The following is a 19,549-nucleotide window of genomic DNA, read 5'->3' as shown; positions in this document are numbered from 1 at the left end:
GTGGGAAGGCGCATGTGCGCCGTGCTCAGGATTCTGACAGTTCCGTGGCCGCCTCGGCGGCGCGTGGCTGCACCGGCGTTGCCGCAGCGGTGCTGTGCTGCTCGGCCGCCGGCCCCGTTGTTGCTTCTTCGGCCGCGTGTTCGGCGTCATCGGCGGCTTCGTCGGCCTGGCTGGCGGCCATGCCGGCGGCCGCGGCAGCGAACGATGCCACCGACGCCTGCGCCGAGGCGACCAGCCCGGACACCGATCCGATCATCTGCAGCCAGCGGGCGCCACTGAACGCCCCGCCCGGTTCCAGCTTGCCGGCCAGAAAGCCACCGGCCAGGCCGGCGATGACGATGCGCCCGGGGGTCCAGGCGCTGCGCCATACGCTGTTGAGCGCGGTCCATTGCTGCGTGGTTTCTTCGCTGCGGATCTGCACCACGGCTTCGGCGCGGCGGACGCGGCGTTGCAGCGCGTCGAAATTCATGGCTTTTCCCGCTCTGGAATGTTCACCTCGGCATCGGGGTCTTCCGCACTGGGTTCATCGAACAACCCCAGCCGCGACAGTTGCCGCCGCGTGGCATGCATGCCGGTGTGGTGGAAGAAGTAGGACACCCGCCACACCGCATAGCCGGTGATGGCAAGGCTGGTCACCGTGGTGATCAGCAGCGCGACAAACAAGGACAGGCCGATGTACTGCAGGAAGGCGATCAACGTGGCCGCCAGCAGCAGCCATGCCGACGCGCCGAACACAATGGCCACCCCGCTCCAGGCCAATGCCCGGCCAAAAGCGCTGCGTGCCAGGGCGATGTCGGCCGAGGCCAGGCGCCGCAGCGAGCGCAGCGTGTGGCTGGCCGCGTCCAGTGTCTGCCGGCCGGCCGCGCCTACCTGGCGGATGCTCTCCTCCAGCCCCGGCGCCTGGCCGGGGTTGGTGCCTTCCTGTTCGGGCGGTGTCGCGTTTTCGCTCACGCCGATCAGTCGTTGCTGCGGGCGAGCTTGGCGATGATCCAGCCGGCCGCGAAGGCCACGCCAAACGAGGCCAGCGGACGCTCACGGATGAGGTCGGCGGCGCTGTCGATCAGGTCCTTGCTCTTGTCCATCAACGCATCCATCTGCTCCTTGGCAGCGGCACCGGACAGTTCGGCGGCAGCCAGGCCGGACAGCGCGCTGTCGGACAGTTCGGCCTTCAGGTTGGCCTTGCCCAGGCGCAGTTCGTCGGCAGCAGCGCCGGTGGCGCCCTTGACCGCACTGCCGGCGGCGGAAGCGGCGGACTTCAGGTGTGCGCCGGCCTCGCCCAGATGTTCCTTCATGTTTTCAGTGTTGGTGGGGCTCATCGAGATCTCCTGGTTTCAGCAGAGGGCGCCGAAGGGTGGCGCGGTTACAACAAGAACGACATCAATAGCAGTTGTCGGGTGTAAGGAACGTTAGAACCTGTTCACCGCATCCCTGCACCGCGTCGCCATGCCGGTGCAGCTGGCATGAACACGCAGGTGCAGGCGCGGCATCATCGCATCACCAACTGGCCGCGGGCGTTGCCGCGCAGGATGCTCAGCACCAGTTGCTGCGGGCGCGTGCCGAAGCTTGCGCGCCAGCTGGCCAGGTCGGTGAACTGCCCGCTGCTGGCGGCCAGGATCACATCACCACTGGCCAGGCCCGACTGCGCGGCGCGGCTGCCGCGTGCCACGTCGTTGACCAGCACGCCGTTGAGGCCGGCCTGGCGCAGTGATTCGGGCAGGTCGGCAAAGGTGGCGCCGCCCAGGCGCGGGTCCAGCGTGTCGCCGCTGACGGCGCGGGGTTGTTCCTTCAAGGTGGCCTTGAGCTGCAGCGGCTTGCCGTCGCGGCGCACGTCCAGGTCCACCGTGCGGCCAACCGTGGAGAGGCCTTCGTAGTTGTGCAGCGCCTGCGCGCTGTCCACGCGCTGGCCGTTGATGGCCAGCACCACGTCGCCGGCCTTGAGCCCTGCCGTTGCGGCTCCGGAGCCGGCCAGCACGCGGGTGATCAATGCGCCGCGGGTTTCGCTCAGGCCCAGGCCATTGGCCATCTGCGGGGTCAGGTTCTGGGTTTCCACGCCCAGCGTGCCACGCACCACCACGCCCTTGGTCACCAGCTGCTCCACTACGTCGCGGGCAAGGTTGGACGGAATGGCCAGGCCCAGGCCGATGTTGCCGGCCATGCTGCCCTTCGGGTTGAAGCTGGCGGTGTTGATGCCGACCAGTTGCCCGGACAGGTTGACCAGCGCGCCGCCGGAATTGCCCGGGTTGATCGAGGCGTCGGTCTGGATGAAGTTCTGGTAGCCCAGCCCGCGGATGCCGCTGCGGCCCACGGCGGACACGATTCCGGAGGTGACCGTCTGGCTGAAGCCGAACGGGTTGCCGATGGCCACCACGAAGTCGCCCACGCGCAGCTGGTCACTGTTGCCCAGCGGCAAGGCGGTGAGCTTTTCGGCTGGAATGCGGATCAGCGCGATGTCGGTGTCCGGGTCCGAGCCGATGAATTCGGCCTGCTCCGTGCGCCCGTCGGCCAGGGTCACGCGCACGTCGTCGGCGTTGTCGATGACGTGGTGGTTGGTCAGCACCAGGCCCTTGGCCGCATCAATGATGACGCCCGAGCCCAGCGACTCGTTGATGCGCTCCTGCGGCACCTGCGGGAACAGGCGGCGGAAGAACGGGTCGTCGAAGAACGGGTTGCGTACCCGCACCACCTGTTTGGTGTTGACGCTGACCACCGCCGGCATGGCCTGTTCCAGCATTGGTGCCAGCGAGGGCACCGGCTGCCCGGCCACTGAGGCCGGCAGGGCGGCAGTGGTGGGCAGCAGCGTCGAGGCATTGGTGGCGGCTTCGGCGCGGTTGTCCAGGTGGGCGTTGATGGCGCTGGCGGTAAAGCCGCCGAAGGCAGCGGCCAGGGCAAGGGTGAGCAGCGTGGGAAGCGGTCGCATAAGCCGAGAGATTCCATGCAGGGGCGCCGACGGCGGGCCGGAGGCGGGGTGGATTGCTGAACAGGAGTGTGGCCGGTGGTGCCTAAATCGACAATGAAATTCTCCTTCGCACCGCAACCCCAAGGCCGGCGCGCCCTGCACGAAATGCAATAGTCCGAAGGCAGATTTTTTGTTTGACTTCACCCCGCCGGTGGGTAAGCTTGGTCTGGCCATCACCCACTAGATGTTGGGTTGATGTGAAAAATGTCCCCAAGCAGTAGGGTTATCGCTCGGGGTGCAAGCACCCCAACGGAAGGCGTGCAATGACCGCGACAGTGATGCAGAAAACCGGCAGTCCCCGGCTTTATTCCATCCCGCCAACAGGCGCGTAAGCACGCGCCTGCGCGTCGTTGTCGTTGCAGCCCGGCCTGCCGGGGAAAGGTAAATCGCACCGTTTGGTGCCCCAGGAGAATTCCCACAAATGAGTACGGTGCGTCTGGAAGTGGTCAGCAATCAAACCAAGTCGGACCTGATTCCCCTGCAACCTGCTTCGCAGGACATCTGGGAGAAAAAGTACCGCCTGACGACCAAGGCAGGCCAGGCGCTGGATGCCGATATCGACGGCACCTACCAGCGTGTCGCGCGTGCCCTGGCCGATGCCGAAGCCACCGACGAAAAGCGCGCCTACTGGTACGAGCGCTTCGTGTGGGCGCTGCGCCGCGGGGCCATTCCCGCCGGCCGCATCACCTCCAACGCCGGCGCGCAGCAGCACAAGCCGGCCACCAGCACCATCAACTGCACCGTGTCGGGCACCATCACCGACTCGATGGACGGCATCCTGGAAAAGGTGCACGAGGCAGGCCTCACACTGAAGGCCGGCTGCGGCATCGGCTATGAGTTCAGCACCCTGCGCCCGCGCGGTGCCTTCGTGGCCGGCGCCGGTGCCTACACTTCCGGGCCGATGTCCTTCATGGATATCTACGACAAGATGTGCTTCACCGTGTCCTCGGCCGGTGGCCGCCGTGGCGCGCAGATGGGCACCTTCGACGTGTCGCATCCGGACGTGAAGGATTTCATCCGCGCCAAGCGCGAAGACGGCCGCCTGCGCCAGTTCAACCTGTCGCTGCTGATCACCGACGGCTTCATGGACGCGGTGAAGAACGACGCCGACTGGCAGTTGGTGTTCCCGATCAACACCAAGGAACAGGCCGAGGTCGACCAGAACGCCAACGACCTGGTCTGGCGCGAATGGCCGACCCACGAAAACTACATCGTCCGCGACGACGGCCTGGTGGCCTGCAAGGTGTACGGCCACATCCGTGCCCGTCACCTGTGGGACATGATCATGGTCTCCACCTATGACTATGCCGAGCCGGGTTTCATCCTGATCGACCGCGTCAACGAGATGAACAACAACTGGTGGTGCGAAAACATCCGCGCCACCAACCCGTGTGGCGAGCAGCCGCTGCCGCCGTACGGCGCCTGCCTGCTGGGTTCGGTCAACCTGACAAAGTTCGTGCGCGACCCGTTCACCGACAAGGCCTCGTTCGATTGGGACGAGTACAAGGAAGTGGTGCGCGTGTTCACCCGCATGCTGGACAACGTGGTGGAAGTGAATGGCCTGCCGCTGGAACAGCAGCGCCAGGAAATCATGCGCAAGCGCCGCCACGGCATGGGTTTCCTGGGCCTGGGCAGCACCATGACCATGCTCAAGATGAAGTACGGCTCGTCCGAGTCGTGCGAGTTCACCGAAGCCATTGCCCGCGACATGGCCGTGGCCGGCTGGGAAACCGGCCTGGAGCTGGCCCGTGAAAAGGGCGCCGCGCCGATCATGGACGAAGAGTTCAAGGTCACTGCAGCCATGCTGCGCCAGCGCCCGGAAATGAAGAAGGACGGCTGGAAGGCCGGCCAGAAGATCACCGGCAAGGTGCTGCACGCCCGCTACAGCCGCTACATGCAGCGCGTGGCCACGGTGGCCCCGGAGCTGGTTGCGGAGCTTGCCGAGGTTGGCGCGCGCTTCACCCACCACAGCTCCATCGCCCCGACCGGCACCATCAGCCTGTCGCTGGCCAACAACGCCTCCAACGGCATCGAGCCCTCGTTCGCGCACCACTACAGCCGCAACGTGATCCGCGAAGGCAAGAAGTCCAAGGAAAAGGTGGACGTGTTCTCCTTCGAGCTGCTGGCCTACCGCGCGCTGGTCAACGCCAAGGCCATGCCGTTTGCCGAAGACGCCGACGCGCAGCTGCCGGAGTACTTCATCAGCGCCGACGACATCTCGCCCAAGGAACACGTGGACGTGCAGGCCGCCGCGCAGAAGTGGGTGGACAGCTCCATTTCCAAGACGGCCAACGTCCCCACCGATTACCCGTACGAGCAGTTCAAGGACATCTACCGTTACGCCCACGAGCAGGGCCTGAAGGGCTGCACCACGTTCCGCTTCAACCCGGCCGCCTTCCAGGGCGTGCTGGTCAAGGAAGCGGACCTGGAAAACACCACCTACCGCTTCGAGCTGGAAGACGGCCAGGTGGTGGAGGTCAAGGGCAACGAGCAGATCGAGTACGACGGCGAAATGCACACCGCCGCCAACCTGTTCGATGCCCTCAAGGAAGGCTACTACGGCAAGTTCTGAGTGCCCTCATTGCCGCTCCGCAAGCTTGCGGAGTGGCAGCACGGTGGCGGCCGCCACCGGGTTGTTGTTGTGCGTTTGTTTCCTGTCGCATCCGCTTCGATATAGCATCGCCAGCATTACAGACCCGACGCCCTGAGGAGGGCACTATGAGCAATGGTAATGGTGTAACGGCGACCGTCTCCCAGGTTGCTGAAAACGCGAAAGAAACTGCAACCCATCTGGGCGAGACCCTCGCTGCCACCGCCACTGAAACCGTTGCCGTGGTCAAGACCCGCGCGCGCAAAGTGGGTGCCGACGCCAAGAAGCAGGTGGCCAAGGTGAAGAAGGCCGTCAAGAAGGCCGAGAAGGTCGTGGCCAAGAAAGCCGCCGCTGCCAAGAAAGAAGTGAAGAAGACCGTTTCCTCCGTGCGCAGCAAGCTGGAAGCCGCCAAGGCCAACGCCAAGGCCGAAGCCGCTGAGCTGAAGAAGAAGGGCGCCGGCAAGAAGGCTGCAACCAAGAAGGCCATCGCCAAGGTCGAGAAGAAGGCCGCCAGCAAGGTTGCCGCTGCGAAGAAGTCGGTCAAGGCGACCGAGAAGAAGGTGGCCAAGGCCGTCACCAAGAAGGCCGCAGCCGCCAAGAAGTCGGTGAAGGCTGCCGAGAAGAAGGTCGCCAAGGTCGTCGGCAAGAAGACCGCCGCTGCGAAGAAGTCGGTGAAGGCTGCCCAGAAGAAGGTGGCCAAGGTCATCGGCAAGAAGACCGTCGCCGCCAAAAAGGCAGTGAAGAAGGTCGAGAAGAAGGCCGGCAAGAAGGTTGCCGCCGTCAAGAAGACCGTGAAGGCCACCGAGAAGAAGGTTGCCCGCAAGGCCACCGTCGCCAAGAAGACGGTCGCCAGGAAGGCCGCTTCGGCCAAGAAGACCGTTGCCAAGAAGGCAACCGCTGTAAAGAAGGCCGTCAAGAAGGCCGCCCGCAAGTAAGCCGCACCGCGCACCCCGTCCCGCCAGGGGCGGGGTTGCTGCCGCAATCCGTACGCACCGCATAACCAGGACTCGCACCATGGCCGTCAAGATCGACAAGAAAATCAAGGGCTACTCCGTCATCACTCCGGACGACAAGGCCCGCGAAGCAGCTGCAGCGGCCAACGCCGCGCCGGCGGTGGCCCCGGTCGAATCCGCGGCGGACAACATCGTCCACATGCACGAGCGCATCGAGCGCCCGGAAATGCTGATCGGCAGCACCTACAAGATCAAATCGCCACTGGTGGAGCACGCCTTCTACGTGACCATCAACGACATCGTGCTCAACCAGGACACCGAGCACGAGCTGCGCCGCCCGTTCGAGATCTTCATCAACTCCAAGTCGATGGAGCATTTCCAGTGGATCGTTGCGCTGACCCGCATCATGTCCGCCGTGTTCCGCAAGGGCGGCGACGTCACCTTCATCGTCGATGAGATGAAGGCCGTGTTCGACCCGAAGGGCGGTTACTTCAAGGCCGGTGGCGTGTACATGCCGTCGCTGGTGGCAGAGCTGGGCTCCATTGTCGAAGACCACATGAAGTCGATCGGCCTGCTGCACGACCCGGAAATGAGCGCCCACCAGCGGGCCCTCATCGCCGAGAAGCGCAAGCAGTTTGAAGAACGCTCAAAAAAAAACAGTGAAGTAATTGCAGCCCCGGCAACCACGCCGAGCGCAGCTGCAACCCCCTCCCTTTCGCAAAGCGAAGGGGAGGGCAGGGGAGGGGTAGCTTCTGAGGTTTTCGTCCTCGAAGCCGACACCGAAACCGTCGACAACGGCAGCTTCCCGTCCGCTGCCACCATGTGCCACAAGTGCAGCACCAAGGCGCTGGTGATTATGGACGGCTGCCAGACTTGCTTGAATTGTGGGTATAGCAAGTGCGGTTGATTAAAAAATTTTTTTAGCAAAAGCCCGGCAACGCCGAGCTTTTGCTTAGGATCTTATGGGGGGAGGATGCTTAGTAATACTCAGATAGATAAGCTGGGTGGGCGGCTGAGGCGTGGAGAGGTGGATGCGGATATATTGCATAAATTGGAGCAGTACCGTGCAATGCATTCCGAAGCATACCGACATGTAGAGCGAGTCTTGGTTGAAGCAATGGGCTTGCAGATAACTGGCCGCCCTTCAAAATCTACAGTTGCGTTAGTGGAGAAGCTGAAGCGCGAGACCATTCGGCTTAACCAAGTGCAGGATGTGGCTGGTTGTCGGGTTCTAGTTGATAACCTGGCTGAACAGGATTTAGTGATTGAGAACTTGATGATTCTACTTTCCGATCTTGATCTTCAAGTCGATGATAAGCGCCGTGAGCCAACGAATGGATATCGCGCTGTGCATGTGGTTGCAAAAAAGGATGGACGGCCGGTGGAGATTCAAGTGCGTACTCGAATTCAGCACGCTTGGGCTGAGATATCTGAAAAACTCGCTGATACAGTTGGGCATTCCATCAAGTATGGGGCTGGAGATGAGGACGCATTGAGGTTTCTCAATAAACTCTCAGTCGCCACAGGTAAGCTTGAAAATGTTCGCCACGAAAAAATGGTGAACATGGCAAAAAAAAATCGCCTCGGTAGAAGTAAGGATTTGCTCGCAGATGCGAAGCTGATAAATGAACGAGAGAAGATTTCGCTCCGTGAGATTCGATCGCTTTTCCGCGGAAAATATTGAGGTCGGGAATGATTTTTCTGGTTGAGTATGATCGAGGGGCCTCTAAGTTGGTGTCGATGAAATCCTTCGATGACGCAGAACGCTTGATTGCTTCCACGAAGAAGGTTGAAAGAGAGATCGAGTTGCTCGGCTCGGAAGCTGTGGTTGAAGTGATCTTGTTGGAGGCCCCTTCCGAAGATCAGTTGCGTGCTACTCACCGTCGGTATTTCGAGACACTTAACGAGCTCAAAGGGCCGATGCCGGAAAAGTAAGGAAAAAAGGGAAATAGGGGTCAGATTCGGATTTCCGCTCTGGCCCTTCCTTATTGCGGAAGGCCAGAGGCGGCGCCTCGAAAGCACGAAGCATGAACTGATGCCGATAAGATGGGCCGCATCAGGAATTGGGAGGTGGAGATGAAGGCTGATCGTAGACAGGGATTGTCCTTCGCGGCGTTGGACCAGCGCCTGCGCGATGTGCCGGATGGGCCTGCGGGTGTATTGAACACACCGCGATGGTTGAAGGTGTCGCACATCGTCGCGTTTGCCGGAGCAGTGCTGGGATTGGCGCCGTATTTTCTGGCGAAGTGGTTGGGGCCGGCACAGTGGATGGTCGACGCCACGAAGAGCGGGCTGATTATTCTTTACGCCGCTGGACTTCCCAGCATTATCAGGAACTGCGGTGTAATGGGCTTGCAGCTCTGGCGCTGGCGGAAGGATCAGGTGCAGCAACTTGACCACGATCGCAGGTACTTTGACCACATGCTGGATTGGCTGGCTGGGTTTTCGGCCACAGAGCTGACTAAGGCTGAATGTGTTGTCCGTCTACATCTTGGGCAACTAACCGCCAAAATTGGCTTTCTTGCAGGTGGCGTCGAAAGACTCGGCATGCTGCCGGTCTTTGCGTCCATGTTTCTTTTCATCAGCCAATGGAAGGGTCTGCTGGCCATGCCGACATGGCAGGTCGTGCTTGGCGTATTCCTGGCTCTGCTGTACGTCGTCGTGAGCGTTGCCAACCTGATGCGCATCCGCTTGCAGCTCTATCAGGCGTTGTTGCTTGAGGCAGAGAAACGGAATGCGACGGCCTGATGCGGTTTGGGCGGGTAGGAATATGCGAAACAGCATGCAAAGCCGAGTTCCCCCTTCGGCCTTTTGCGTTGTTCAGAGCAGAACATCTCGTGGCGGATTGGCTCCCGGAGTGAGCTCAGCAGTTTGAGCCTCTGCGCGATGGGAACTGCATCTGTGCTCTGCGGTGGATGCGGATGCAGCGGCGCTGTATGAACTGCCAGGCAGCCTCATCTGCTCCGGTAGCCTTCGTCCAGAAGCCTGTAAAGCCAGAACGCTTCATCCCTGGGGATCCTGTCGCGCAGTTGCAGCGCCGATAAGCCGGTGACTCTTTTCACTTCGCGTCCCAGGTGGGATTGGTCGCTGTAGCCGGTACTTGCGGCGATGGCGGCGAGATCATCCCCGTGGTGGTTGGCGTATGCAAATGCCGTTTCGATGCGTGCATACAGTTCAAGGTCGCGCCGGCTTTGGCCGGTCATGCTCTTTATTCGCCGCTGTATCTGCCGCAGCCCCACACCTATACGGGTCAGCGGGGCGGGAGCCGTCAGTGAGGCAAGCCAGTCGGTTACGCCTGCGATCTGCGTTGGGGCGGGAGTGTCGGACCACAGTGATGCCAGTACTGCTTCCAGTGCATCAATCGGGGCGTCAGCGGCGGCGATGGTGGACAAGGCTTCCATCGCGTCGGCAGGAAGCACCTGCTCGGCGGGAACGACGGCATCTACGTAATCCTGCAGCCGGATGCCCCACAGCCGTGCAAGTGCATCGGGATAGAAGCTGACCATCACGGCCCGGATGGGGCCGGGCGACCAGCTTGCAGCCGGTCTGCGGAAAGGGCCGGAAAAAACAAACGGTGCGAGTGGTTTTGAGAGCGTGGGTGGCGGCGCATGTGCCTCGGCGCTGACCATATGCAGCTGCCCTTCCAGTATCCAGGACAACGACGGCAGCGGCGAAGCGGGGTATATGTTTGTCCGCTGTGCGGCGCCCAGCATCACGCCGCGGGTATCGCGCTCAACGGCGATATGGAAAAGCCGTGCCAGTGCGGGTGGGGGGAAATACAGACGGGCCGTGTTCGCTGACGGCGTTGCATGTCGCTTGTGTTCTATACCGACGCCAGTCATGCCTCTGAAGATCCGTGCTCTTTCATCGAGACGCCGAGCACGGTCACATGCCCAGAACCATATTCCAGGGGAAGTTATCACACCGACTACGCAGTGCCTGGGTGCTGACAAGCACGTTGGCGGCGGTGCTGGCGCGCAGGGCGATAGGTCGCCCCCTGGTTCCGGAATGGTCCATTCCGTTTGAAACCGGCACGCTGTTTTATCGCCGGCAGTTCAACCATGCCTTTGCGCTGGGCGATATTGCAGAAGGTCGCGCCTACTTCGACAGTTGCTTCACCACCTCCGGGGAACCCCCGGCGGTGGAGGCGAGAAGAAGCACGGCAGGGGAGCCACCCGGCGAGTGGTTTACGCCGCACGGGTATGCAGGGCCGCTCACCATGCTGTACTTCCATGGGGGTGGCTACAGCTTTCATGCCGCAGTGACGCGCAATTTCATCGCGCTGCTGTCGGAGATGCTGCAGGTTCGCATCTTCTCGCTGGATTACCGGCTTACTCCCGAGCATCCACATCCCGCACAAATTGAAGACGCACTGTCGGCGTACCGCTTCATGATCTCGCAGGCGACCAGGCCTGCGGATCTGATTTTGTGCGGCGACTCCGCGGGTGGCCACCTGGTGCTGATGACGCTGGCGGCGCTGCAGGACTTCGCGCTTCCGCAACCCTTGTTGACCATGGCGATCAGCCCCTGGACGTACATCGGCAGGATGGGCGAAAGCCAGTTTGGCAATGACCGTTACGACATGGTGCAGGGGTATCAAACCCTCCAATACGCGCAATGGCTGAAAGGTGAGACGCCCTGGACGGATGAAGAACTGTCGCCGATGGGAAAACGCTTCCTTGGTGCTTCACCTGTCTACATACAGGCCGGGGACAAGGAGATCCTGGTCGACATGATCCGCGAGTTCTCCAGGCGCGCAGCAGGCGAGGGTGCGGCCATACGCCTGGACGTATGGCCGCACATGACGCATGAATTCCACGGCTATGGCGATACGTTGCCGGAGAGCCGTCATGCCATTGCCAGAATGAGGCAGGCCATTGACTGGGCGGTCGGGCAGAGGACTGCCGGGGCGGATCACGCAGATGATGTGGAATCGCCGGCCGGCGTGGGCCGTGGGCTTGAGACGGGTGCAGGGAATGACGCCGAGGCAACGCGGGCGAGCCGGTTTCCACCCATCGATGAAACCGAAGTTGATACGCTGCCAAGTGTGGCTTGAGGCACCGAGGGCGGAGTGGGCCATAATCACCACGCGCCGCAACGGCCATTGGCGCGGGTGCATGGAAGGCCACTTTTGATCGTGTTTACCCTGCATTGCGTGCTGAGTTTGCCGGTGCCGGTGTACTGCTCGGGTCAGTTCCAGGCGGTTGTCCTGCTTGAGCAACTGCAGGCACGGGTTGGGGGCTGTATCGCCCGCTGTGATGAGCGTATGGATGGATTGCGGCGGGAGCAGTGCAATGATGGAAGAACGCGGGCTGGAGCAGGGCCCGCTAACAAGGCTGCATGGACACAACCCTTCCAATCGGAGAACTGTGATGAAAAAGATTGTCGTCGCTGCGTTGATGGCCGGCCTGGCCGGCTGTGCGACTACTCCAGCCAGCAACGCCACGGGCGAGCGCCGGGTCAGCTATACCTGCGAGGGTGGCCCTGACCTTACGGTTGTCTATGGCGATGATGTCGCGCGTGTCGTGCAGCCCGATGGCAGCCTGCTGGATTTGCCGCAGCAGGTGAGCGGCTCGGGCGTCGCCTATGGCACGGCCACGCATTCCATCCGCGGCAAGGGCAGCGAACTGACTTACACGGTTGGCCGGATGATGCCGAGGCAGTGCCGCGAAAAATAAGCAGGCTGCTCCAACACAAAGGGCCAGGGCGGGAGCACCGCGCTGGCCCTCTCATGTTTGGCAGGATGTGTTGCCTTGCCGAAGGCGTTATGCGGCTTTGGATGCCCGCTGCCAGATCGCCAGGCCAACAACGATCAACAACGCGGCCGCCGTCGCGACCACGCCGATGAAAGCCTGGTCGAACGCTGCACCGGCCAGTTGGGTGAGTTGCCTGGCTTCGGTGTGGCCGAGCTGCTCGGCGATGAGCAGGGCTTCATCGAGGCTGTCGCTGGCTTCGGCGGCGATACCCGGCGGCAACACCATCGCGTGGGTGTACAGCGCGGACATCAGGCTGCCGAGGATGGCGATGCCCAGCGCGCCGCCGAGTTCGTAGGAAACCTCTTCCACCGACGCCGCCATCCCGGCACGTCCCTCTGGTGCGGACAGCATGATGACGCTCGACGCTGCAGTCATTGCCGCGCCGATGCCGAAGCCCATGCCGGACATGGCAAGCAGCCACAACCATGCCTCACGCTGGTAACTGAGCAGGTAGGCAGTCAGCGCGATGCCGGCAATCAGCAGCGAGCACCACAGCACACGCATCGCACCAATGCGCGGCAAGGCCAGCCCGGTCAGCGGGCCGGCAACGAAGGCCGCCAGCGGAATCGGCAGGATCAGCAGGCCGGCCTGCAACGGTGAATGCCCGAGCACCAGTTGCAGGCGCTGGCTGAAGACCAGCTCCACGCCGATCAGCGAACCGGCAGCGACCAGCGCGGTGGCGACGCCGGCGGAGAAACGCGGGTTCGCGAACAACGAGAAGTCGATCAGCGGTGCGCTGCTGCGCAGCTGGCGACGCACGAAGATGATCATCGCGATCACGCCAACCACCAGCGCAAGGCTGGCAATCGCCCATGACGGATTGCGCGTGCTGACTTCCTTGATGGCGTAGGTCAGGCCGACCAGGCCGACCATCACCTGCACCGAGCCGATGAAGTCCCACGGGTGTGCGGCATTGCCCGGGCGCGTGGGCAACAGCAAGCCGCCGGCCAGCAGGGCAAGGATCACCACCGGCACGTTGATCAGGAACACCGAACCCCACCAGAAATGCTCCAGCAGCAGGCCACCGACCACCGGGCCGAAGGCCGCGCCACCGGAAGCAACGGCGGCCCAGATGCCGATTGCGAAAGAGCGCTCCTTCTCGTCGGTGAAGGTCAAGCGGATCAACGACAGCGTTGCCGGCATCATCATCGCCGCACCCACGGCGAGCAGCGCACGCGAAGCGATCAGCCATGCCGGCGTCGGCGAAAATGCGGCAGCCACCGATGCGATGCCGAACACGACCAGGCCGGCCAGGAAGATGCGCTTGTGGCCCAGCCGGTCGCCGAGCGCGCCAAGGCCGGGCAGCAGTGCTGCGGCAACCAAGGCATAGGCATTGACGATCCACAGCTTCTCCGTGGCGCTTGCCGCCAGGTCGTGGGTAAGCGAGGGAAGCGCGGTATACAGCACCGTCATGTCGATGACGATCAGGAACAGTGCACTTGAGACGATGGCCAGCACCAGCCAGCGGTTGGAGGAGGTCATTTCCATTTCCTTGGTTCACCTGCCATCGCGCGCCATCCGGGCGCAGGTTGCCGTCATGCGGAGGCGCGAAGCCTGCGCACGATAGACGGCGGTGCTGGAATATGGGTTGAATAAAGCGTTTTGTGTGTGAATCTCATTGCGCGCGTGAGACTGGAAAGCTGCGCTGTTGCATGCGCCATCAATACGCAGGGAAAGCCGCGTTATGCGGATGGGGCAATGTGGAAACAGGCTGCTTCAAGACGTTCTCGATAGCAGCACTCAGAAAGCTGCCCCTGCCCTGGTCTTTAAGAAAGAACATCTGGGGAAACCTCTCTGCTCCAGCGGCACAACCCATGGAAGCTTCCCTGAAAACCGGCGACTCACGGCCTGCCATTTCTGCCATGGCAGAAGCTTCACCGCGACCATATCCACAAACAGGTGCGCCCCGTGCCCTGGCGTGTCGGATCCCCCCTCGTGACATTCACCCCCTATCATGCGGACCACATCAAGGAGATAGGGCGTGAGGCAAAGGATGGCAGGGGAGAGCTATAAGCGTTTGTACACGGTGTTTTATGTGGTGCTGCTTCTTGCCGTCGCGTTTTCAGAGAGTGTGGTGGCCGGGCCGCCCGCCCCGCTCGATCCAGTCCCGGCCAGTACCCCTGCATCCGGGGAGGCGGCGCTCATTGCGATGCTGGAGGAGCGCAGGAAGGCTCCCGTGCATACGGTGGATAGAAGCGTTGAAAGGCAATCGGCACTGGTGATCCCGGTCGTTCTCGGGGTGACGCTTCTGCTTGTCATCGCGATCGGCTGGCTGCTGAGGGCGCGCACGCGCTCGCGGACACGGCGACAGCCATCGAAGGTGGTGCCGCGCGTTCCGGTACGGATGCACTGGTACGCCGAAACACGTCTTCCCATCGCCGACTGGGAACGTATCGACCAGGATGCGCCAGCGCAGATGGACAGCGCGTCCGTGCATGTCTACCGGACGTCGGCGGCGCGGGAATGGCTGGAGGCGATGAACCAGCAACTGGGTGAACATTACCGCGTCACCGAATCCGCCGATTTCCTGCTGCTGTCGAACCTGCAGGATCGACCCGCCGTGGTGGTCCTGGAAACCTGTCAGCGCATGCTCAAGCGCATCAGCCGAAGCTTGAGCGAACTGGCTGTCGGGCAGGGCTTTGGCAAGTACGTGGTGATGGTGTTCGCGGACACCGATGACTACTACGCCTACGTGTCACATTACTACCCGGAAGGCGGTGAGTACGCGATGTCCTCGGGCATGTTCATCAAGGCCGGCTATGGGCACTTCGTAATGCCGCTGGAAGCGATCGAGACGATGGAGCCGGTGATCGCGCACGAGCTCACGCATTGCCTGTTGCAGCATCTGCCAATACCGGCCTGGTTGAACGAAGGGCTCGCTGTGAACACCGAGCACACCCTGTTCCCGCAGTTGGCTGCACCAGGTGCGCAGCTGTATTTCCCGCATGAAATTGCTGCTCAGCATGCGGCGTACTGGAACGAGGAGAGCATCCAGACGTTCTGGTCGGGCAAGTCGTTCCTGGCGACGGATGATGGCAACCGGCTCTCCTACGACCTGGCCAAGAAGATCACCTCGCTGGCGGCAGGTGATGAGCGCGCGTTCCGCGCATTCGTGGCAGCGGCACAGATGAGTGATGGTGGCCTGTCTGCGGAGCAGCATCTGGGTTATCCCCTCGGTAATCTGCTTGAGGCAGTGTTGGGTGAGGGGGAGTGGACGCCGCGACCGCACACCTGGATGCAGGGGACAGAGCGGGGTCAGTTTTGAGCAGGCTTATGGCGATGGGGCTTCAAGGTGCGGCCTGCAGTGGGAGTGAAAATGCGATCCATTGAGACGCGGTGGGAAGCCCTGGTTCAGGCCTATTCGATAATCCCTCACTTCCACAGGCGCTTCCGGATGAGTGGCTGTGATTCCCGTGTGCTCTGTGCTGAGTACGAATCTGAGTATCTGATCCTCCGCATAAGTTGCGATCTGCTGTTGGGGGAGTTGGGTGTGCGCTGGATGAGAAGAGCGAACGATCACCCCATACCAGATCCGTTGTGGGCCATTGCCTATTTCTGTCCGCAGTTTGATCCTGCTTTCATGGCTGCGGCCGGAGATATGGACATGATCCGTTGGGCAACCTGGACAGCAGAGGTCTGCAGCAAGAATGCCTGGGTGTTTGAACGCCGGGATTGGCTTGACGATGCAGGTTTCACGAATGCAGTGAAAGCGGCGAAGCAGATGCAGTTCGCTGTGGGGTGTCGGATCAAACCGATGGCTTGCGAGGAGATGCTTTGGAAGTTGGGGCGGCAGGACGGCGCGGTGCCTGCGTGGTAGGCCGCCCAGGCAAGTGCAGCGCTTCCGGCGGCGATGAAAGGCGTGTCGATATGATGTGCAGCGTTCCTTCCCCAGTGCCATGCATGCCGAGGTCAGTCTGTTCAAGGGCATCGCTGCGCTTCAGCGGAGATGCTATTGCAGGAACAACCTGCCATCACGCAGCAAGCTTCAGTAGCTGACTTTCAAAGCGCGGAATCGTCATCATCGGCGCGTTGGTGGTCGCGCTGGCATTGATTGTCAGCTTCGCGCCCGGGTGATCAGCTTGTGATGCTTGTAATCGTTCCGCTTTGATCATTGGTGACCGGCTACGCATGCGCTCATCTGAGTGCCTGATCTGTTGTTGGCATGCATTTATGCTTGCGCCAGTTTACGCAGGCGCTTGCGCTCCTTGCGGCGGGCGCGCCAGTTGCGCCAGTGCTGCTGCAGGCACGAGAAGATCACATACAACGCCGGCGTGCTGAGCAGGGTCAGGCTCTGCGAAATCAGCAGGCCGCCGATCATCGCGATGCCGAGCGGGCGACGCAGTTCCGAGCCTTCGCCCAGGCCGATGGCCAGTGGCAACGCGGCGAGGATGGCCACCATCGTCGTCATCATGATCGGACGGAAACGCACGATGCTGGCTTCGCGCACGGCCTCGGCCGGTGACTTGCCATGCTCGCGCTGCGCCACCAGGGCGAAGTCGATCATCATGATCGCGTTCTTCTTGACGATGCCGATCAGCAACACCAGCGCGATCATCGAGATCACCGACAGATCGGTATTGGTCACCCACAGCGCCAACAACGCGCCCATGCCCGCCGCCGGCAACGTGGACAGGATGGTCACCGGATGCACGAGGTTTTCGTACAGCATGCCCAGCACGATGTAGACCGTGGCGATGGCGGCGATGATCAGCATCAGCATTGCCGAGGGATCCATGGCGCGCCCAAAACCGCCGCGCTCGGCCTGGCGAATGTCGCCGGGCATGCGCAGGCCGGCGATGGCGGCCTTGACGATGGCATCGCCTTCACCGCTGCTCACGCCCGGCGCCAGGTTGTAGCTCAGGTCCATCACTGTGTACTGGTTCTGGTGGGTCACCTGCGACGGTGCCAGCCCCGGTTCCTGATGGGCGAGTGCGGTCAGCGGGATCATCTGGCCGCTGCTTGAACGCACCTGGAGGTCTTCGATGGCGGCCGGGCTGGCGGTTTGCCCGGGCAGTGCATTGACCACCACGCCGTATTGATTGAGGTCGGCGTAGATGGTGGAGATCTGCCGTTGGCCGAACGCGCCATACAGTGCGCCGTCGATGGCGCCGATGCTCACGCCCAGGCGCGAGGCCTTGTCGCGGTCGATGACGATCTTCTGCATCAGGCCGCCCTTGTCCACGTCCGAGCCGACGTCACGCAGCTTTGGATTTTGTTTGAGGACTTCCACCAGCCTGGGCAGCCATTCGGCCAGTTGCTCGGCGTCGTTGCCCTGCAGGGTCACGCGGTTCTGCGCGCCCTGGCCGCCGCCACCGCCGCCATCGGAGGGCAGGTCCTGGATGGCGCGCAGGCGCACATCCAGATCCGGGAACTGCGCAGCCTTGGTGCTCAGGCGGGTGACGACGACATTGGTTGGTTCGTTGCGGCCTTCCTGCTGCGTGTGCAACTCGATGTTGAACTGCGCACTGCTGCCCTGGCGGCTGGAACCCAGGCGCGAGCCCACCATCTTCACCGCCGGGTCGGCCAGGAACATGTCACTGAGGCGACGCTGGCGCTCGCTCATTTCCTGGAAGGAGACGGTGGCGCTGGAACTGGCGCGGCCCCAGACCAGGCCGGTGTCCTGCTCGGGGAAGGAGCCCTTGCTGACCGAGCCGGCCAGGTAGAACGTGGCGCCGATCAACAGCAGCGGTGTCAGCGACAACAGCAGGCAATGACGCAGTGCGAAGTCCAGCGCAACGGTGTAGATGCGCAGCATGCCTTCGTGCAGGCGGTCCAGCAGCGGGCCGATGCGCGAGGGCTTCACCGGCGCCGAATGCGGCTGCAGGAAGCGCGCGCACAGGGCCGGCGTCAAGGTCAGCGAAACAACGGCCGAGACGATGATCGCGGCAACAAGCGTGAGCGTGAACTCGCGGAAGAACGCGCCGATCATGCCCTGGGCGAAGATGATCGGCAGGAACACCGCGATCAGTGATGCGGTAATCGAGACGATGGTGAAGCCGATCTCGCGCGCGCCGGCCATCGCCGCTTGCTTGCGCGGCACGCCTTCGTCCAGGTGGCGCATGATGTTCTCGATCACCACGATGGCGTCGTCCACCACGAAGCCAATGGCGATCACCAGCGCCAGCAGGGTGAGGTTGTTGAGGGTGAAGCCCAACGCGTTCATGAGCAGGGCGGCACCGGCCAGCGACAACGGCACTGTTACTGCCGCAATCAAGGTGGGTGCCAGCCGGCGCAGGAACAGCGCCATGGTCAGGATCACCATCGCCAGGCTGATCATCAGGGTGATCTGCACTTCGGCCAGCGAAGCGCGAATGGTCGGCGTGCGGTCGAAGTAGGGCGTCAACGTGGTGCCGGCATCCAGGTAGGTGGACAGGCCGGGCACGGCGTCTTTCACGCGGTCCACGGTGGCCACCAGGTTGGCGCCGCTGCGCAGGTACACGTACATCAGCACGCCGCGCTTGCCGTTGAACCAGGCTGCTTGATACGCGTCCTGCTGGCCATCGTAGACGGTGGCGATGTCCTTCAACCGCACCACCGCGCCGTCGTGCGTGGCGATGGCGACGTTGGCGAAATCCGGCGCTTTGCGGATCTGGTCGTTGAGGACGATGGCGGTCTGCGTGCTGCCATCGCTGAGGAAGCCCAGCGGTGAAGCGACGTTGGCCGCGCGCATGGCGTTGCGCAGGTCATCCGGGCTCAGGCCCAGTGCATTCATCGCGCGCAGGTTGAGGTCGATGCGCACCGCCGGCGTGGACGCACCGGCAATATCCACCTGCGATACACCGGGCAACTGCCGCAGCCGCTGCGCCAGCAGCGAGTCGGCCAGGTTGTACAGCTCGGCCACCGATTGCGTGTCCGAGGTCAGCGCCAATGCGATCACCGGATCGTCGTTGGGGTTGGCCTTCTGATACGTGGGCGTGTTGATGCCGGCCGGCAGGTCGGCCATGGCCGCATTGATCGCGGCCTGCACGTCCTGCGCGGCGGCGTCGATGTCGCGGCTGGTGTTGAACATCAAGAACACCATGCTGCGGCCGTCGCTGCTGCTCGAACGCATGGTGTCGATGCCCGGCACCTGGCCGAGGTGACGCTCCAGCGGCGCGGTCACCGTCGAGGCCATGGTGTTGGCATCGGCACCGATGTTCGACGCCTGCACGAAGATCACCGGGATGGTCAGGTTGGGCAGGGCGGCAACGCCCAGCCGCAGGTAACAGACCAGGCCGGCGAAGAACAGGCCGATGGCCAACAGGCCGATGCCGATGGGGCGTTTGATGAAGGGCGCGGAGATATTCATGCCAGC

The 19,549-nt window shown here is 62.5% G+C and carries 18 protein-coding genes; 10 read left to right on the top strand and 8 right to left on the bottom strand.

Annotation, left to right across the window (positions count from 1 at the left end):
- Nucleotides 1-25 precede the first annotated feature (25 nt).
- The 4 genes from ACVOLO_RS14705 to ACVOLO_RS14690 all read right to left on the bottom strand — a co-directional run bounded on the left by ACVOLO_RS14705 (nucleotide 26) and on the right by ACVOLO_RS14690 (nucleotide 2,917).
- The gene (locus ACVOLO_RS14705) at nucleotides 26-469 is read right to left on the bottom strand and encodes a protein sip-5 (protein ID WP_481571061.1); all 444 of its coding nucleotides are present in this window, start codon (nucleotides 467-469) and stop codon (nucleotides 26-28) included.
- On the bottom strand, nucleotides 466-951 hold the full coding sequence (locus ACVOLO_RS14700) for a phage holin family protein (RefSeq protein WP_481571060.1): 486 nt from the start codon (nucleotides 949-951) through the stop codon (nucleotides 466-468). Before ACVOLO_RS14700 ends, ACVOLO_RS14705 begins: the two co-directional genes overlap by 4 nt.
- Nucleotides 952-956: 5 nt before the next feature.
- A complete protein-coding gene (locus ACVOLO_RS14695; protein WP_481571059.1) occupies nucleotides 957-1,316 on the bottom strand; it encodes a hypothetical protein in 360 nt (119 codons plus the stop codon).
- A gap of 170 nt (nucleotides 1,317-1,486) precedes the next feature.
- Nucleotides 1,487-2,917, bottom strand: coding sequence for a Do family serine endopeptidase (locus tag ACVOLO_RS14690; RefSeq protein WP_481571058.1), 1,431 nt, complete (start codon nucleotides 2,915-2,917; stop codon nucleotides 1,487-1,489).
- A 460-nt stretch (nucleotides 2,918-3,377) separates the two neighbouring features.
- On the opposite strand from ACVOLO_RS14690, the gene ACVOLO_RS14685 reads away from it, so the two are divergent.
- The 6 genes from ACVOLO_RS14685 (at nucleotide 3,378) to ACVOLO_RS14660 (ending at nucleotide 9,247) form a co-directional block, all read left to right on the top strand.
- A complete protein-coding gene (locus ACVOLO_RS14685; protein WP_481571057.1) occupies nucleotides 3,378-5,528 on the top strand; it encodes an adenosylcobalamin-dependent ribonucleoside-diphosphate reductase in 2,151 nt (716 codons plus the stop codon).
- 146 nt (nucleotides 5,529-5,674) lie between these two features.
- The gene (locus tag ACVOLO_RS14680) at nucleotides 5,675-6,481 is read left to right on the top strand and encodes a hypothetical protein (protein WP_481571056.1); all 807 of its coding nucleotides are present in this window, start codon (nucleotides 5,675-5,677) and stop codon (nucleotides 6,479-6,481) included.
- A gap of 79 nt (nucleotides 6,482-6,560) precedes the next feature.
- The gene (locus ACVOLO_RS14675; protein WP_481571055.1) at nucleotides 6,561-7,406 is read left to right on the top strand and encodes a TSCPD domain-containing protein; all 846 of its coding nucleotides are present in this window, start codon (nucleotides 6,561-6,563) and stop codon (nucleotides 7,404-7,406) included.
- Between the two features lie 162 nt (nucleotides 7,407-7,568).
- Entirely contained in the window at nucleotides 7,569-8,183 is a 615-nt protein-coding gene (locus ACVOLO_RS14670; protein ID WP_481571054.1) for a hypothetical protein, read from the top strand.
- A gap of 8 nt (nucleotides 8,184-8,191) precedes the next feature.
- A complete protein-coding gene (locus ACVOLO_RS14665; RefSeq protein WP_481571053.1) occupies nucleotides 8,192-8,434 on the top strand; it encodes a hypothetical protein in 243 nt (80 codons plus the stop codon).
- Nucleotides 8,435-8,575: 141 nt separating this feature from the next.
- Nucleotides 8,576-9,247: a hypothetical protein gene (locus tag ACVOLO_RS14660; RefSeq protein WP_481571052.1), complete on the top strand. Its 672-nt coding sequence runs from the start codon at nucleotides 8,576-8,578 to the stop codon at nucleotides 9,245-9,247.
- Nucleotides 9,248-9,453: 206 nt separating this feature from the next.
- Here ACVOLO_RS14660 and ACVOLO_RS14655 read toward each other — a convergent pair whose 3' ends face one another.
- Nucleotides 9,454-10,341 (bottom strand): AraC family transcriptional regulator, encoded by an 888-nt coding sequence (locus tag ACVOLO_RS14655; protein WP_481571051.1) that lies wholly within the window; start codon nucleotides 10,339-10,341, stop codon nucleotides 9,454-9,456.
- Between the two features lie 47 nt (nucleotides 10,342-10,388).
- Here ACVOLO_RS14655 and ACVOLO_RS14650 point away from each other — a divergent pair, with 47 nt between their 5' ends.
- On the top strand, nucleotides 10,389-11,555 hold the full coding sequence (locus tag ACVOLO_RS14650; RefSeq protein WP_481571050.1) for an alpha/beta hydrolase: 1,167 nt from the start codon (nucleotides 10,389-10,391) through the stop codon (nucleotides 11,553-11,555).
- 316 nt (nucleotides 11,556-11,871) lie between these two features.
- Entirely contained in the window at nucleotides 11,872-12,177 is a 306-nt protein-coding gene (locus ACVOLO_RS14645; RefSeq protein WP_481571049.1) for an MliC family protein, read from the top strand.
- Nucleotides 12,178-12,264: 87 nt separating this feature from the next.
- On the opposite strand, the gene ACVOLO_RS14640 is transcribed toward ACVOLO_RS14645, so the two are convergent.
- Nucleotides 12,265-13,737, bottom strand: a complete 1,473-nt coding sequence (locus ACVOLO_RS14640; RefSeq protein ID WP_481571048.1) for an MFS transporter — start codon at nucleotides 13,735-13,737, stop codon at nucleotides 12,265-12,267.
- Nucleotides 13,738-14,248: 511 nt separating this feature from the next.
- On the opposite strand from ACVOLO_RS14640, the gene ACVOLO_RS14635 reads away from it, so the two are divergent.
- The gene (locus tag ACVOLO_RS14635) at nucleotides 14,249-15,520 is read left to right on the top strand and encodes a hypothetical protein (protein ID WP_481571047.1); all 1,272 of its coding nucleotides are present in this window, start codon (nucleotides 14,249-14,251) and stop codon (nucleotides 15,518-15,520) included.
- A gap of 51 nt (nucleotides 15,521-15,571) precedes the next feature.
- Nucleotides 15,572-16,072 (top strand): hypothetical protein, encoded by a 501-nt coding sequence (locus tag ACVOLO_RS14630; protein WP_481571046.1) that lies wholly within the window; start codon nucleotides 15,572-15,574, stop codon nucleotides 16,070-16,072.
- Between the two features lie 154 nt (nucleotides 16,073-16,226).
- Here the strand turns inward: ACVOLO_RS14630 and ACVOLO_RS14625 are convergent, their stop codons facing one another.
- Nucleotides 16,227-16,367, bottom strand: coding sequence for a hypothetical protein (locus ACVOLO_RS14625; protein WP_481571045.1), 141 nt, complete (start codon nucleotides 16,365-16,367; stop codon nucleotides 16,227-16,229).
- Nucleotides 16,368-16,423: 56 nt separating this feature from the next.
- The gene (locus tag ACVOLO_RS14620) at nucleotides 16,424-19,543 is read right to left on the bottom strand and encodes an efflux RND transporter permease subunit (protein WP_481571044.1); all 3,120 of its coding nucleotides are present in this window, start codon (nucleotides 19,541-19,543) and stop codon (nucleotides 16,424-16,426) included.
- Between the last annotated feature and the right edge of the window lie 6 nt (nucleotides 19,544-19,549).

It is taken from the genome of Stenotrophomonas sp. STEN056 (assembly GCF_056759635.1).
Note: the sequence above shows the minus strand (reverse complement) of the source record. Positions and strands in the feature narration are given on the sequence as shown.

What these genes read in the sequence shown, in the direction of transcription:
- ACVOLO_RS14705 (WP_481571061.1), bottom strand. Translation starts at nt 469, where the DNA reads ATGAATTTCGACGCGCTGCAACGCCGCGTCCGCCGCGCCGAAGCCGTG.
- ACVOLO_RS14695 (WP_481571059.1), bottom strand. Translation starts at nt 1,316, where the DNA reads ATGAGCCCCACCAACACTGAAAACATGAAGGAACATCTGGGCGAGGCC.
- ACVOLO_RS14690 (WP_481571058.1), bottom strand. Translation starts at nt 2,917, where the DNA reads ATGCGACCGCTTCCCACGCTGCTCACCCTTGCCCTGGCCGCTGCCTTC.
- ACVOLO_RS14685 (WP_481571057.1), top strand. Translation starts at nt 3,378, where the DNA reads ATGAGTACGGTGCGTCTGGAAGTGGTCAGCAATCAAACCAAGTCGGAC.
- ACVOLO_RS14680 (WP_481571056.1), top strand. Translation starts at nt 5,675, where the DNA reads ATGAGCAATGGTAATGGTGTAACGGCGACCGTCTCCCAGGTTGCTGAA.
- ACVOLO_RS14675 (WP_481571055.1), top strand. Translation starts at nt 6,561, where the DNA reads ATGGCCGTCAAGATCGACAAGAAAATCAAGGGCTACTCCGTCATCACT.
- ACVOLO_RS14670 (WP_481571054.1), top strand. Translation starts at nt 7,569, where the DNA reads ATGCATTCCGAAGCATACCGACATGTAGAGCGAGTCTTGGTTGAAGCA.
- ACVOLO_RS14665 (WP_481571053.1), top strand. Translation starts at nt 8,192, where the DNA reads ATGATTTTTCTGGTTGAGTATGATCGAGGGGCCTCTAAGTTGGTGTCG.
- ACVOLO_RS14660 (WP_481571052.1), top strand. Translation starts at nt 8,576, where the DNA reads ATGAAGGCTGATCGTAGACAGGGATTGTCCTTCGCGGCGTTGGACCAG.
- ACVOLO_RS14655 (WP_481571051.1), bottom strand. Translation starts at nt 10,341, where the DNA reads ATGACTGGCGTCGGTATAGAACACAAGCGACATGCAACGCCGTCAGCG.
- ACVOLO_RS14650 (WP_481571050.1), top strand. Translation starts at nt 10,389, where the DNA reads ATGCCCAGAACCATATTCCAGGGGAAGTTATCACACCGACTACGCAGT.
- ACVOLO_RS14645 (WP_481571049.1), top strand. Translation starts at nt 11,872, where the DNA reads ATGAAAAAGATTGTCGTCGCTGCGTTGATGGCCGGCCTGGCCGGCTGT.
- ACVOLO_RS14640 (WP_481571048.1), bottom strand. Translation starts at nt 13,737, where the DNA reads ATGACCTCCTCCAACCGCTGGCTGGTGCTGGCCATCGTCTCAAGTGCA.
- ACVOLO_RS14635 (WP_481571047.1), top strand. Translation starts at nt 14,249, where the DNA reads ATGGCAGGGGAGAGCTATAAGCGTTTGTACACGGTGTTTTATGTGGTG.
- ACVOLO_RS14630 (WP_481571046.1), top strand. Translation starts at nt 15,572, where the DNA reads ATGCGATCCATTGAGACGCGGTGGGAAGCCCTGGTTCAGGCCTATTCG.
- ACVOLO_RS14625 (WP_481571045.1), bottom strand. Translation starts at nt 16,367, where the DNA reads ATGATCAAAGCGGAACGATTACAAGCATCACAAGCTGATCACCCGGGC.
- ACVOLO_RS14620 (WP_481571044.1), bottom strand. Translation starts at nt 19,543, where the DNA reads ATGAATATCTCCGCGCCCTTCATCAAACGCCCCATCGGCATCGGCCTG.